This is a genomic window from Streptomyces davaonensis JCM 4913, assembly GCF_000349325.1.
GTDB classification, from domain to species: Bacteria; Actinomycetota; Actinomycetes; order Streptomycetales; family Streptomycetaceae; genus Streptomyces; species Streptomyces davaonensis.
In genome coordinates this window covers 4168298-4180990 of record NC_020504.1, presented here as the reverse complement: position 1 = coordinate 4180990, position 12693 = coordinate 4168298, and the positions used below count along the sequence as shown (strand labels likewise).

At 67.3% G+C, this 12693-nt stretch carries 16 protein-coding genes; 15 read left to right on the top strand and 1 reads right to left on the bottom strand.

The annotated features are described in order from the left end of the window. Position 1 precedes the first annotated feature (1 nt). The 14 genes from rplR to truA all read left to right on the top strand — a co-directional run bounded on the left by rplR (position 2) and on the right by truA (position 9074). Positions 2-385, top strand: coding sequence for a 50S ribosomal protein L18 (rplR, locus tag BN159_RS18135; protein ID WP_015658457.1), 384 nt, complete (start codon positions 2-4; stop codon positions 383-385). A gap of 38 nt (positions 386-423) precedes the next feature. Further along, on the top strand, positions 424-1029 hold the full coding sequence (gene rpsE, locus BN159_RS18130; RefSeq protein ID WP_015658456.1) for a 30S ribosomal protein S5: 606 nt from the start codon (positions 424-426) through the stop codon (positions 1027-1029). A 2-nt stretch (positions 1030-1031) separates the two neighbouring features. Further along, positions 1032-1214, top strand: a complete 183-nt coding sequence (gene rpmD, locus BN159_RS18125) for a 50S ribosomal protein L30 (protein ID WP_003974250.1) — start codon at positions 1032-1034, stop codon at positions 1212-1214. Between the two features lie 2 nt (positions 1215-1216). After that, a complete protein-coding gene (gene rplO, locus BN159_RS18120) occupies positions 1217-1672 on the top strand; it encodes a 50S ribosomal protein L15 (RefSeq protein ID WP_003974249.1) in 456 nt (151 codons plus the stop codon). Between the two features lie 234 nt (positions 1673-1906). Continuing rightward, positions 1907-3220, top strand: a complete 1314-nt coding sequence (secY, locus tag BN159_RS18115; RefSeq protein ID WP_015658455.1) for a preprotein translocase subunit SecY — start codon at positions 1907-1909, stop codon at positions 3218-3220. Further along, entirely contained in the window at positions 3220-3882 is a 663-nt protein-coding gene (locus BN159_RS18110) for an adenylate kinase (RefSeq protein ID WP_015658454.1), read from the top strand. Before secY ends, BN159_RS18110 begins: the two co-directional genes overlap by 1 nt. A gap of 123 nt (positions 3883-4005) precedes the next feature. After that, positions 4006-4842 (top strand): type I methionyl aminopeptidase, encoded by an 837-nt coding sequence (map, locus tag BN159_RS18105; RefSeq protein ID WP_015658453.1) that lies wholly within the window; start codon positions 4006-4008, stop codon positions 4840-4842. A gap of 156 nt (positions 4843-4998) precedes the next feature. Then, positions 4999-5220: a translation initiation factor IF-1 gene (gene infA, locus BN159_RS18100; RefSeq protein WP_003948620.1), complete on the top strand. Its 222-nt coding sequence runs from the start codon at positions 4999-5001 to the stop codon at positions 5218-5220. 29 nt (positions 5221-5249) lie between these two features. Further along, the gene (gene rpmJ, locus BN159_RS18095) at positions 5250-5363 is read left to right on the top strand and encodes a 50S ribosomal protein L36 (protein ID WP_003998809.1); all 114 of its coding nucleotides are present in this window, start codon (positions 5250-5252) and stop codon (positions 5361-5363) included. Between the two features lie 195 nt (positions 5364-5558). Continuing rightward, complete coding sequence (gene rpsM / locus BN159_RS18090; RefSeq protein ID WP_015658452.1) at positions 5559-5939, top strand: 30S ribosomal protein S13; 381 nt, start codon at positions 5559-5561, stop codon at positions 5937-5939. Between the two features lie 66 nt (positions 5940-6005). Continuing rightward, positions 6006-6410, top strand: a complete 405-nt coding sequence (gene rpsK / locus BN159_RS18085; RefSeq protein WP_003956432.1) for a 30S ribosomal protein S11 — start codon at positions 6006-6008, stop codon at positions 6408-6410. A 119-nt stretch (positions 6411-6529) separates the two neighbouring features. Continuing rightward, the gene (locus tag BN159_RS18080; RefSeq protein ID WP_003966937.1) at positions 6530-7552 is read left to right on the top strand and encodes a DNA-directed RNA polymerase subunit alpha; all 1023 of its coding nucleotides are present in this window, start codon (positions 6530-6532) and stop codon (positions 7550-7552) included. Between the two features lie 96 nt (positions 7553-7648). After that, positions 7649-8143, top strand: coding sequence for a 50S ribosomal protein L17 (gene rplQ, locus BN159_RS18075; RefSeq protein ID WP_015658451.1), 495 nt, complete (start codon positions 7649-7651; stop codon positions 8141-8143). A gap of 85 nt (positions 8144-8228) precedes the next feature. After that, on the top strand, positions 8229-9074 hold the full coding sequence (gene truA / locus BN159_RS18070; RefSeq protein ID WP_015658450.1) for a tRNA pseudouridine(38-40) synthase TruA: 846 nt from the start codon (positions 8229-8231) through the stop codon (positions 9072-9074). Positions 9075-9128: 54 nt separating this feature from the next. Here the strand turns inward: truA and BN159_RS45290 are convergent, their stop codons facing one another. After that, on the bottom strand, positions 9129-10937 hold the full coding sequence (locus BN159_RS45290) for a glycine-rich protein (protein ID WP_015658449.1): 1809 nt from the start codon (positions 10935-10937) through the stop codon (positions 9129-9131). 265 nt (positions 10938-11202) lie between these two features. On the opposite strand from BN159_RS45290, the gene BN159_RS18060 reads away from it, so the two are divergent. Next, complete coding sequence (locus tag BN159_RS18060; protein ID WP_106435768.1) at positions 11203-12594, top strand: polysaccharide deacetylase family protein; 1392 nt, start codon at positions 11203-11205, stop codon at positions 12592-12594. The last annotated feature ends 99 nt before the right edge of the window (positions 12595-12693 follow it).

Here is a 12693-nt window from a genome sequence, read left to right as displayed (position 1 = left end):
CATGGCATACGGACAGAAGATCCTGAAGGGCGACGCCTACAAGCGCGCCGCGATCAAGCGCCGTCACATCCGGATCCGCAAGCGGATCTCCGGTACGGCGGAGCGTCCCCGTCTGGTCGTTACCCGCTCGAACCGCCACATCGTGGCCCAGGTGATCGACGACATCCAGGGTCACACCCTGGCGTCGGCGTCCACCCTGGACACCTCGGTCCGCGGTGGCGAGGGCGACAAGTCCGCGCAGGCCAAGCAGGTCGGCGCCCTGGTCGCCGAGCGTGCCAAGGCCGCCGGTGTCGAGGCCGTCGTATTCGACCGTGGTGGCAACCAGTACGCCGGGCGCATCGCCGCCCTGGCGGACGCCGCCCGCGAAGCCGGCTTGAAGTTCTGAGCCGTTCGTAGCTAGCGGAAAAGAGAGAGGTAAATCCAATGGCTGGACCCCAGCGCCGCGGTGGCGGTGCCGGTGGCGGCGAGCGGCGGGACCGGAAGGGCCGTGACGGCGGCGCAGCTGCCGCCGAGAAGACCGCGTACGTTGAGCGTGTCGTCGCGATCAACCGTGTCGCCAAGGTTGTGAAGGGTGGTCGTCGCTTCAGCTTCACCGCGCTGGTCGTGGTGGGCGACGGTGACGGCACCGTGGGTGTCGGTTACGGCAAGGCCAAGGAGGTGCCGGCCGCCATCGCCAAGGGCGTTGAGGAGGCCAAGAAGCACTTCTTCAAGGTCCCCCGTATCCAGGGCACCATCCCGCACCCCATCCAGGGTGAGAAGGCTGCCGGCGTCGTGCTGCTCAAGCCCGCGTCGCCCGGTACCGGTGTTATCGCCGGTGGTCCGGTGCGCGCCGTGCTCGAGTGCGCCGGTATCCACGACATCCTGTCGAAGTCGCTCGGCTCCGACAACGCGATCAACATCGTGCACGCGACCGTGGAGGCCCTCAAGGGCCTGCAGCGTCCCGAGGAGGTCGCGGCCCGCCGTGGTCTGCCGCTCGAGGACGTCGCCCCCGCGGCTCTTCTCCGTGCGCGTGCCGGGGCGGGTGCGTAATCATGGCGCAGCTCAAGATTACGCAGGTCAAGTCCTACATCGGCAGCAAGCAGAACCACCGTGACACCCTGCGCTCCCTTGGTCTCAAGGGCATCAACACGCAGGTCGTCAAGGAGGACCGCCCCGAGTTCCGCGGCATGGTGCACACCGTCCGCCACCTCGTGACGGTCGAGGAGGTCGACTGATCATGGCGGAGAACAACCCGCTCAAGATCCACAACCTCCGTCCCGCCCCCGGCGCCAAGACCGCCAAGACCCGTGTCGGTCGTGGTGAGGCGTCGAAGGGTAAGACGGCCGGTCGTGGTACCAAGGGCACCAAGGCCCGTTACCAGGTTCCGGAGCGCTTCGAGGGTGGGCAGATGCCCCTCCACATGCGTCTCCCGAAGCTCAAGGGCTTCAAGAACCCGTTCAAGACCGAGTTCCAGGTCGTGAACCTCGACAAGCTGGCCGCGCTCTACCCCGAGGGTGGCGAGGTCACGGTCGAGGGTCTGGTGGCCAAGGGTGCCGTTCGCAAGAACAGCCTCGTCAAGGTCCTCGGCCAGGGCGAGATCTCCGTGGCGCTGCAGGTGACGGTCGACGCCGTCTCCGGCTCCGCCAAGGAGAAGATCACCGCCGCCGGCGGTACCGTCACCGAGCTCGTCTGAACACAACAGGCGTCTCGATGACTTGAGCGATCCCGACCGGGGATACCCCACAAATGGGGTATCCCCGGTTGGTCGTTCCTAGGGTGGCAGTCTCGCGGGTAAGGTGGCCTGCACTGCCAACTTTTAACGAGTGCCTCACAAGCGGCACTCGGAGCGGCAGTTGACCGTTACTTAATCGTCGAACCTCAAGACCGTCACCCTTGACGCAGTAGCGCGGGGGTCGCAGGAGGCACCGTGCTCACCGCGTTCGCCCGGGCGTTCAAGACGCCCGACCTGCGCAAGAAGCTGCTCTTCACGCTCGGGATCATCGTGGTCTACCGGGTGGGTACCCACATCCCGATCCCCGGCGTCGACTACACGTCCGTCCAGCAGTGCGTGGACGAGGCGGCCGGCAACCAGGGCCTCTTCGGTCTGGTCAATATGTTCAGTGGTGGTGCGCTGCTCCAGATCACGGTCTTCGCGCTGGGCATCATGCCGTACATCACGGCGAGCATCATTCTCCAGCTGCTGACCGTGGTGATCCCGCGACTGGAAGCCCTGAAGAAGGAAGGGCAGTCCGGTACCGCGAAGATCACGCAGTACACCCGTTATCTGACGGTGGCGCTCGCCATCCTCCAGGGCACCGGCCTCGTGGCCACCGCCCGCAGCGGCGCCCTCTTCTCCGGCTGCACGGTCGCCGGCCAGATCGTCCCGGACCGCTCCATCTTCGTGACCATCACGATGGTCATCACCATGACCGCCGGTACGGCCGTCGTCATGTGGCTCGGTGAGCTCATCACCGACCGCGGTGTCGGCAACGGCATGTCGATCCTGATGTTCATCTCGATCGCGGCCACCTTCCCGTCCGCGCTGTGGGCGATCAAGACGCAGGGCACCCTGGCCGACGGCTGGATCGAGTTCAGCACCGTCATGCTCGTCGGGTTCGTCATGGTCGGCCTGGTCGTCTTCGTCGAGCAGGCTCAGCGCCGTATCCCGGTCCAGTACGCGAAGCGCATGATCGGCCGCCGTTCCTACGGTGGAACGTCGACGTACATCCCGCTCAAGGTGAACCAGGCGGGTGTGATTCCCGTCATCTTCGCCTCGTCGCTGCTCTACATTCCGGCCCTGATCGCGCAGTTCTCGGACGGCACTTCGAGCTGGAAAACCTGGATCGAAGCGAATCTCGTCACAGGCGAGCATCCGATTTACATCACTATGTACTTCTTGCTCATTGTTTTCTTCGCGTTCTTCTACGTGGCGATCTCCTTCAACCCTGAGGAAGTCGCCGACAACATGAAGAAGTATGGTGGCTTCATCCCGGGCATCCGGGCTGGCCGACCGACCGCTGAGTACCTGAGCTACGTACTCAACCGGATCACCTGGCCGGGTTCGCTGTATCTGGGTCTGATCGCTCTCGTTCCGACAATTGCGTTGGCCGGTTTCGGCGCCAACCAGAACTTCCCGTTCGGTGGTACCAGCATCCTGATCATCGTGGGTGTCGGACTTGAGACCGTGAAGCAGATCGAGAGCCAGCTCCAGCAGCGCAATTACGAAGGGTTCCTCCGCTGATGCGAATCGTCCTCGTCGGGCCGCCGGGCGCCGGTAAGGGAACGCAAGCCACGCGCCTTGCCGAGAAGCTGAACATCCCGCACATCTCCACGGGCGACCTGTTCCGCGCCAACATCAGCCAGCAGACGGAGCTCGGGAAGCTCGCCAAGTCCTACATGGACGCGGGCAACCTGGTGCCGGACGAGGTCACCATCGCGATGGCCAAGGACCGCATGGAGCAGCCCGACGCCGAGGGCGGCTTCCTGCTGGACGGCTTCCCGCGCAATGTGTCCCAGGCCGAGGCGCTGGACGAGCTGCTGACCACCGAGGGCATCAAGCTGGACGCGGTGCTGGACCTGGAGGCCCCGGAGGAGGAGGTCGTCAAGCGGATCGCCGGCCGGCGCATCTGCCGTAACGACTCCGCCCATGTCTTCCACGTCACGTACAAGAAGCCGGCCAAGGAAGGCGTCTGCGACGTCTGCGGCGGCGAGCTGTACCAGCGCGACGACGACTCCGAGGCGACCGTCCGGACGCGGCTCGAGGTCTACCACACGCAGACCGAGCCGATCATCGACTACTACAAGACGCAGGGCCTGGTCGTGACGATCGAGGCCATGGGTCCGGTGGACGAGGTCACGGCCCGTGCGCTGGCGGCGCTCAAGCGCGAGGGCGACGAGAACTAGGTCTTCGTACGTCGCGGTAGCCGCGGTTCCCTTGTGAGGGGGCCGCGGCTGCTGTGTGCCGTGGCTGCGCACGTATGGTTGTGAGGTAGCCCCTACCCCGGTTTGAGAAAGGCCCCCGCCGACATGGTGCAGATCAAGAGCCCCGAGCAGATCGCCAAGATGCGTGAGGCGGGGTTGGTCGTCGCCGCCATTCACGCGGCCACTCGCGAGGCGGCCGTGCCGGGTGCCACCACCAAGGATCTCGACGAGGTGGCCCGCAAGGTGCTCGCCGAGCACGGCGCCAAGTCGAACTTCCTGGGGTACGGCGGCTTCCCGGCCACCATCTGCACCTCCGCGAACGAGGTCGTCGTCCACGGCATCCCCTCCGAGGAGGTCGTCCTCAAGGACGGCGACATCATCTCCATCGACTGCGGAGCGATCGTCGACGGCTGGCACGGTGACGCCGCCTACACGGCCTTCGTGGGGTCCGGTCACGCTCCGGAGCTCATCGAGCTCTCCCGGGTGACCGAGGAGTCGATGTGGGCCGGTATCGCGGCCATGAAGCAGGGGAACCGGCTCGTCGACGTCTCCCGTGCGATCGAGACGTACATCCGGCGCCAGCCGAAGGTCGGCGGTGGGCGGTACGGGATCATCGAGGACTACGGCGGCCACGGCATTGGCACCGAGATGCACATGGATCCGCATCTGCTGAACTACGTGGAGCGCCGGCGCGGCAAGGGGCCGAAGCTGGTGCCCGGGTTCTGCCTCGCCATCGAGCCCATGGTGTCCCTCGGTACGCCGAAGACCGAGGTGCTCCAGGACGACTGGACCGTGATCACCACGGACGGCACGTGGTCGTCGCACTGGGAGCACTCGGTCGCCCTGACCGAGCAGGGTCCGCTGGTGCTCACGGCCCCCGACGGCGGTAAGGCGAAGCTGGCCGAGCTCGGCATCACCGCCGCGCCGGATCCGCTGGCCTGAGTCCGCCGCGCTTAATGATCTGTCCCCTTGGGCAGACTGCCTCGATTCGTCTTTCCGGGTGCGCTGACGTAGACTGACTCGTCGGCTCTTGTGTACCCGCATGTCTTCATGCACTCGCACTGAGTCGATCAAGGTAGTCGATTCGAAGGGCGAAGCGTGGCCAAGAAGCAAGGTGCCATCGAGATCGAGGGCACTGTCGTCGAGTCTCTGCCGAACGCCATGTTCAAGGTCGAGCTCCAGAACGGCCACCAGGTCCTGGCACACATCAGCGGCAAGATGCGCATGCACTACATCCGCATCCTCCCTGACGACCGGGTCGTGGTGGAGCTGTCTCCGTACGACCTGACGCGTGGCCGGATCGTCTACCGGTACAAGTAGATCCCTCTGACTCGGAGAACCTCAATCTCATGAAGGTCAAGCCGAGCGTCAAGAAGATCTGCGACAAGTGCAGGGTGATCCGCCGTCACGGTCGGGTCATGGTCATCTGCGAGAACCCGCGCCACAAGCAGCGCCAGGGCTGACGCACGATCGACCGATCCCTCTGCATCGATATCGCAGAGATTCGCGCGACGCGAGCTGAATTTGTTCATAGGCAGGACCCAAGCCGCTACGGCTTGACACCCCCGGTTCGGAGGCCGGGGACCCGATTCGTACCTGGTACGGCGGTCGGGAAGCGGTTCTGCGGAAGACCTCCGAAGATCACCAGGAGCCATTGAATGGCACGCGTTTCCGGTGTTGACATCCCGCGCGACAAGCGCGTGGAGGTCGCCCTCACCTACGTGTTCGGCATCGGCCGGACCCTCTCTCAGGCGACGCTGGCTGCGACCGGCGTCGACCCGAACACCCGCGTTCGCGACCTCTCCGAGGAGCAGCTCGTCGCGATTCGTGAGTACGTCGACAACAACATCAAGACCGAGGGTGACCTCCGTCGCGAGATCCAGGCCGACATCCGCCGCAAGGTCGAGATCGGCTGCTACCAGGGTCTCCGCCACCGCCGTGGCCTGCCCGTCCGCGGTCAGCGCACCAGCACCAACGCCCGCACCCGCAAGGGCCCGCGTCGCGCCATCGCCGGCAAGAAGAAGCCGGGCAAGAAGTAGTCCTCAGCGGACTTCGCAGTCCAGCGGTCTTCGCTGTAGGACCGACCACCTCCCGTAGGAGTACAGATGCCCCCCAAGGGTCGTCAGGGCGCTGCCAAGAAGGTGCGCCGCAAGGAAAAGAAGAACGTCGCTCACGGCCACGCGCACATCAAGAGCACGTTCAACAACACGATCGTCTCCATCACGGACCCGTCCGGCAACGTGATCTCCTGGGCCTCCGCCGGCCACGTCGGCTTCAAGGGCTCCCGGAAGTCCACGCCGTTCGCCGCGCAGATGGCCGCCGAGTCGGCTGCCCGCCGCGCCCAGGAGCACGGCATGCGCAAGGTCGACGTGTTCGTCAAGGGTCCCGGCTCCGGCCGTGAGACCGCGATCCGCTCCCTCCAGGCCACGGGCCTCGAGGTCGGTTCGATCCAGGACGTCACGCCCACCCCGCACAACGGCTGCCGTCCGCCCAAGCGCCGCCGCGTCTGACGTACGGCTGCTTGGTCTGAGGTTTTCGGGCGGTACGGCTCTTCGGAGTCGTATCGCCCGTACCCTTGTAACAAATCAGGGCGTCAAATAGCGGGCGCCCCTGACAGAAGGAACGCAACATGCTGATCGCTCAGCGTCCCTCGTTGACCGAAGAGGTCGTCGACGAGTTCCGCTCCCGGTTCGTGATCGAGCCGCTGGAGCCGGGCTTCGGCTACACCCTCGGCAACTCCCTCCGCCGTACCCTCCTGTCGTCGATCCCCGGCGCTGCTGTCACCAGCATCCGGATCGACGGTGTCCTGCACGAGTTCACCACCGTGCCGGGCGTCAAGGAGGACGTCACCGACCTGATCCTCAACATCAAGCAGCTGGTCGTCTCCTCGGAGCACGACGAGCCGGTCGTGATGTACCTGCGCAAGCAGGGTCCGGGTCTGGTCACCGCCGCCGACATCGCGCCCCCGGCCGGTGTCGAGGTGCACAACCCCGACCTCGTCCTCGCCACGCTCAACGGCAAGGGCAAGCTGGAGATGGAGCTGACCGTCGAGCGCGGTCGCGGTTACGTCTCCGCCGTGCAGAACAAGCAGGTGGGCCAGGAGATCGGCCGGATCCCGGTCGACTCCATCTACTCGCCGGTTCTCAAGGTCACCTACAAGGTCGAGGCGACCCGTGTCGAGCAGCGCACCGACTTCGACAAGCTGATCGTCGACGTCGAGACCAAGCAGGCGATGCGTCCGCGTGACGCCATGGCCTCCGCCGGTAAGACGCTGGTCGAGCTGTTCGGTCTCGCCCGTGAGCTGAACATCGACGCCGAGGGCATCGACATGGGCCCGTCCCCCACGGACGCCGCCCTCGCCGCTGACCTGGCGCTGCCGATCGAGGAGCTGGAGCTCACCGTTCGGTCGTACAACTGCCTCAAGCGTGAGGGCATCCACTCCGTGGGTGAGCTCGTCGCGCGTTCCGAGGCCGACCTCCTCGACATTCGTAACTTCGGTGCGAAGTCCATCGACGAGGTCAAGGCGAAGCTGGCCGGCATGGGCCTGGCCCTGAAGGACAGCCCGCCCGGATTCGACCCCACGGCCGCCGCCGACGCCTTCGGCGCCGACGACGACGCGGACGCGGGTTTCGTGGAGACCGAGCAGTACTGATCAGTACTTGATCGGTCGATGCCGGTGAGCATCCGCTCATCGGGTTCCTGACCCCGGTACCTGATACGGCCGGGGCAGACACACAGGAGATTGAAAATGCCGAAGCCCACCAAGGGTGCCCGTCTGGGCGGCAGCGCCGCGCACGAGAAGCTGCTCCTCGCGAACCTCGCGAAGGCGCTCTTCGAGCACGGCCGCATCACCACCACCGAGGCGAAGGCCCGCCGCCTGCGGCCGTACGCCGAGCGTCTGGTCACCAAGGCGAAGAAGGGCGACCTTCACAACCGCCGTCAGGTGCTCCAGGTGATCACGGACAAGAGCGTCGTCCACACGCTCTTCACCGAGATCGGCCCGCGCTACGAGAACCGTCCGGGTGGCTACACCCGTATCACCAAGATCGGTAACCGTCGTGGCGACAACGCGCCCATGGCTGTCATCGAGCTTGTTGAGGCGCTGACGGTGGCGCAGGAGGCGACCGGCGAGGCCGAGGCCGCCACCAAGCGTGCCGCCAAGGATGCCGAGGTTGCTGCTGAGGCCAAGGTCGACACGACCAAGGCCGACGAGGCTCCCGCCGAGGAGTCGAAGGACGCGTAAGCGTTCCCCGCGCCCCCAGGGGTGTTGGCGGGTCCGTTCCTTTTCAGGGGCGGGCCCGCCTTTTTGTACTTGAGAGGATCTGTACGTGAGTGAAGTGGCAGCGCCTGGGTTTGTTCGGGTTCGGCTTGATCTCTCCTATGACGGTGGGGAGTTCCATGGCTGGGCCAAGCAAGCCGGTGGGCAGCGGACCGTGCAGGGGGAGATCGAGGATGCCCTGCGGACGGTGACTCGGTCGGGGGAGACCACGTACGAGTTGACCGTCGCCGGGCGGACGGACGCGGGCGTGCATGCTCGGGGGCAGGTTGCTCATGTGGATCTGCCCGAGGAGCTGTGGGGGCTGCATCAGGAGAAGTTGCTGAAGCGGCTCGCTGGGCGGCTGCCCAAGGACGTGCGGGTGTGGGCGCTCACCGAGGCGCCCGAGGGGTTCAACGCGCGGTTCGCGGCTCTGTGGCGGCGTTACATCTACCGGGTGGGGGACCGGCCCGGTGGTGTGGATCCGCTGCTGCGCAGTCATGTGCTCTGGCATGACTGGGAGTTGGACGTCGATGTGATGGACGCCGCCGCCAAGTCCCTTGTCGGGGAGCATGACTTCGCCGCCTACGCGAAGAAGCGTGAAGGTGCTTCCACCGTGCGGGAGATCTTCGACTTCGGGGTGCGGCGTACCGCGGACGGCGTCGTGGAGATCGAGGTCCGTGCGGACGCCTTCTGCCACAACCAAGTGCGGTCCATGGTGGGCGCGTTGTTGTTCGTGGGGGACGGGCATCGCGGCGTGGAGTGGCCGCGGAAGGTGCTGGACGCGCGGGTGCGGGACAGTGCCGTCCATGTCGTACGGCCGCACGGGCTGACCCTTGAGGAGGTCGCCTATCCGGCCGCCGGTCAGCTCGCGGAGCGGCAGCGGCAGGCTCGGCGGGTGCGGGGGCAGGTGCACTGAAGGGGGGCCCTGTGTCGACAGGGCCCCCTTCGGCTTGCGTCAGTCCTGCTTGCGTCAGTCCTGCGCGCGGCGGGAGCGGGTGAACCGGATCGCGGCCCAGCCCAGCGCGGCGAGCGCGGCGGCCGCCCCGGCGAGGGTGCCGATGCCCGCGGCGCCGGTCAGCGCCAGGCTGCCCGAGTCGCCCTGGGTGTCCGTGCCGCCGGTGCTGTCCGAGCCGCCCGTCGTGCTGTCGGACGTGCCGGAGGGGCTCGGGGACGGGGAGGGGCTCGCGTCCTTCTCGGTCACCTCGACCGTGAAGCGGATCCCGGCGTCACCGGCCGCCGCGAGGACGTTGTACGTGCCCGGCTCCTTGCCCGCGACCAGATCGGTGGCGGTGGCCTCGCCGTCGGCGTCGGTGGTCACCTTCACGGAGTCCTCGTCGCCCTTGAACGCCGGGGCCTCATCGTCGCTGCTCTCGACGGTGAACTGCACCTCGGTGTCCGCGGCCGGAGCGCCGTTCTTGGTCACCTTGACGGACAGCGGCTCGGCGAAGGTGTCGCCGATCGCGGCCTGCTGCTCGTCGCCGCCCGTGATCTCGATGGTGTGGCTCGTCTCCGCGACATGGGCGGTGAAGGTCGTGGTGGCGGTCCCGGACGTGGCCCGGACCGTGAAGCTGCCCTCCTTCTCGCCGGTGATGACGGAGGGGGACGCGGCGCGGCCCTGGGCGTCCGTGTACACCTGGGTCGGGAAGTCCTCCCACTTCACCCCGAGGCCGTTCGGGTCCTCCAGGGTGAAGGTCACCTTCTGCTCGGGCAGCGGCTCGCCGTCCTTGTTGCGGGCCACGACCACCATCGGGTCGGAGGTGAAGATCGGAAGGACGGTCTGGTCGTCGCCGGACTCCCGGGTCAGCTCGGACACCACGGGGGCGCCCTTGGGGTCCTTCCACTGGAAGACCACGCGGCCGTCGCCGCCGCGCTCGTTCCAGCCGCCCTGGCCGACGCCGGCGAGGTCCGGCTGGTTGTCGTTCAGCGGATTGTGCACCCAGAACGGGTCGTCCTTCGCCGCCGGATACGGCGTGGTGCTGCTGAGCATGCGCACGTCGGAGGTGCGCTCGGCGTCGACGTAGCTGGAACCGCCACCGCCGCTGCCGCCGTCGGTCTCCGCGGCACGGCCGCCGCCGCCACCGCCGCCCGCGTAGCCCGCGCCGCCACCGCCCGCCCTGGCACCGCCGTCGCCGCCCGCGCCGCCCTGCGTGGCGTCGGCGCCGGGCTTGCCGCCCTCGCCACCGGCCTCGCCGCCCTGGCCGCCCTTGGCACCCCTGCCGCCGAAGTCCTCGCCGGCGTCGATGCCGTCGGGAGCGCCACCGCTGCCCCCAGGGCCCAGGTCGGTGTTGCCGTATCCGCCGCCCCCGCCGCCGGCGGCGATGAACAGCGGCGAGCCGTCGGCGGCGCGGACCGCGGTGCTCGCGCCGCCGCCCCCGTTCCAGTTGCCCTCGCCGGCCTTGCCGCCGAGCGCGTCACCGAAGAACTTGCCGTTCCCGACGCGCCAGCCTCCGACCTTCACCGTCAGGTGCTCACCGGGGGTGACCGCCAGCGAGCCCCCCACGTACGCGCCGTTGCCGCCTGTGGCGAACGGATTGCCGTCGCCGCCCATGCCCCAGCCGCGGAAGTCCAACTCCTTGACGCCGGCGGGGACCTGGAAGTCCACGGCCGCGCCGGAGTGGTCGAAGATCCGGCAGTGGGTGAAGCCCTCCGTCGGCTTGCACGGCTCGGTCCCGGCCGCGGCGGCCGGCCAGGCGCCCCCGACTCCCAGACCGCCCACCAGCAGCGCGGCCGCACCCACGGCGCGCGTGCCTCGGCGCAGCGTGGAAGAACGTCTGTTCATGATCCCCTCCGGTAACAGACAACAGACACAGCCCCCCCCGGGAGGCGTGTGAAGAGTGGTGGGGAGCGAGATTCCCCTGTCTCGTCCGGGCCCTTGATAAGAAACAAGGACCGTGCGCATCATCCCCACCCGTCTAGGCGTATTTTACTGTCACACCAGTCGCATTGGACACTTGAATTGCGAACGTCTTTGCGAACTATGGGGGTTGGGGCATTGCTGCGAGTGGGGAGTCGTCTTGAGCAGGGGAAGTAAGCATTCCGGACCGGTGGGCAGACGCTCGGCATTGAAGGCCGTGGGGCTCGGGGGTCTGGTCACGGTCGGGGGGATCGGGGCGCTGGCGACGGCGGACGCCGCGCCGGCCGAGGGCCTGGGCGTGCCGCCGTACGCGCCGACCGGGCGGAGGCCGCGTTATCGCCGGGCCACCTGGAGCCAGCAGTTCCAGTCCGGGCACGGCTGGACGGCGGGTGGCGGGGGGACCGCCTCGTCGAACCCGGCCGACACCGCGGTCTTCACCCGGGGCACGTCCTCGGTGCGGGTGACCACCACGGGCACCGGCGTGCAGTCGTACGTCCGCAAGACCGGTATGACGGCCATGGATCTCAGCGGCAAGATGATCCGGCTGATCTTCCGGGTCTCGGACGTGACGGACCTCAGCAAGGTCGTCTTCTATCTCGGCAGTTCAGGGCTGAAGAACGCCTTCAGCTGGCGGGTGCACACCCATGGGAGCGGCACCAACTACGTGCAGTCCGGGGAGTGGGTGACGGTCCATCTCCAGTGGGCCGACGTGAGCGGCGCCTCCGGCACGTACACGATCTCCGCGCAGGGCGAGCCGTCCGTGCGGACCGGATTCACCGACATGTCGTTCGCGGTCTACGACGACGCCAAGGCCCCGGTGACGTACCACCTCCAGACGGTCGAGCTGGTGCCCGACACCGAGTCCGTTTTTCCCAAGGGCGTCGTCTCGATCACCTTCGACGACTCGCACAAGTCGGTGCACGACCTCGCCCGCCCGGTGATGGACCCGTTCGGCATGCCGGGCACGCTCTACAACATCGCGGACGTGATCGGCACCGGGTCCTTCGTGAGCCTCGGACAGATGCGCTCGCTCCAGGACGCCTCAGGCTGGGAGATGGCCGGGCACTCCTATGCCAACGCCACGCACACGGCGAGCTACCCGAAACTCACCGCCCAACAGGTCGACGCGGATTTCGCGAAGCTGCGGGAATGGCTCGTGGGCAACGGATTCACCAGTGAGCACTTCGCCTATCCGCACGGCGCATTTCAGAAGACCACCGACGGAGTGGCCGTGGACGAGCTCGCGTCCCGTCACTTCACCACCGCGCGCTCGATCATTTCCGAGACCATCGAGAGCTTTGCGCCGGCCATGCCGTACCGGCTCAAGGCACTGACCGGAATCACCGACGGAACGGGAATCGGCGGTACCGCGCTGAGCAAGGTGATCGGCGCGGGCGGTGCGCTGGACCGGTGTGCCGGCAGCGGCAGTTGGCTGATCCTGTGCCTGCACAAGATCGTGGCCGGCACGCCCGCGGCGAGCACCGAGATCAGCCAGGCCGGTCTCCGTACGCTGATGACGGAGATCGACAAGCGGGAGATCGAGGTGCTCACCGTCCAGGAGGCGATGGCGTACTACAGCTGACCCAGGGCCTGTCGTTTGGATCAGTCCGGCGTCGCGGGCCCTGGCACGCACTCCCCCAGAGGGGGGTACCCCCAGCCGCGTTGTCGTCGGTTGCCGACG

What these genes read in the sequence shown, in the direction of transcription:
- rplQ (WP_015658451.1), top strand. Translation starts at nt 7,649, where the DNA reads ATGCCGAAGCCCACCAAGGGTGCCCGTCTGGGCGGCAGCGCCGCGCAC.
- rpmJ (WP_003998809.1), top strand. Translation starts at nt 5,250, where the DNA reads ATGAAGGTCAAGCCGAGCGTCAAGAAGATCTGCGACAAGTGCAGGGTG.
- rpsM (WP_015658452.1), top strand. Translation starts at nt 5,559, where the DNA reads ATGGCACGCGTTTCCGGTGTTGACATCCCGCGCGACAAGCGCGTGGAG.
- rpsK (WP_003956432.1), top strand. Translation starts at nt 6,006, where the DNA reads ATGCCCCCCAAGGGTCGTCAGGGCGCTGCCAAGAAGGTGCGCCGCAAG.
- BN159_RS45290 (WP_015658449.1), bottom strand. Translation starts at nt 10,937, where the DNA reads ATGAACAGACGTTCTTCCACGCTGCGCCGAGGCACGCGCGCCGTGGGT.
- BN159_RS18110 (WP_015658454.1), top strand. Translation starts at nt 3,220, where the DNA reads ATGCGAATCGTCCTCGTCGGGCCGCCGGGCGCCGGTAAGGGAACGCAA.
- rplR (WP_015658457.1), top strand. Translation starts at nt 2, where the DNA reads ATGGCATACGGACAGAAGATCCTGAAGGGCGACGCCTACAAGCGCGCC.
- rplO (WP_003974249.1), top strand. Translation starts at nt 1,217, where the DNA reads ATGGCGGAGAACAACCCGCTCAAGATCCACAACCTCCGTCCCGCCCCC.
- rpmD (WP_003974250.1), top strand. Translation starts at nt 1,032, where the DNA reads ATGGCGCAGCTCAAGATTACGCAGGTCAAGTCCTACATCGGCAGCAAG.
- map (WP_015658453.1), top strand. Translation starts at nt 4,006, where the DNA reads ATGGTGCAGATCAAGAGCCCCGAGCAGATCGCCAAGATGCGTGAGGCG.
- rpsE (WP_015658456.1), top strand. Translation starts at nt 424, where the DNA reads ATGGCTGGACCCCAGCGCCGCGGTGGCGGTGCCGGTGGCGGCGAGCGG.
- BN159_RS18080 (WP_003966937.1), top strand. Translation starts at nt 6,530, where the DNA reads ATGCTGATCGCTCAGCGTCCCTCGTTGACCGAAGAGGTCGTCGACGAG.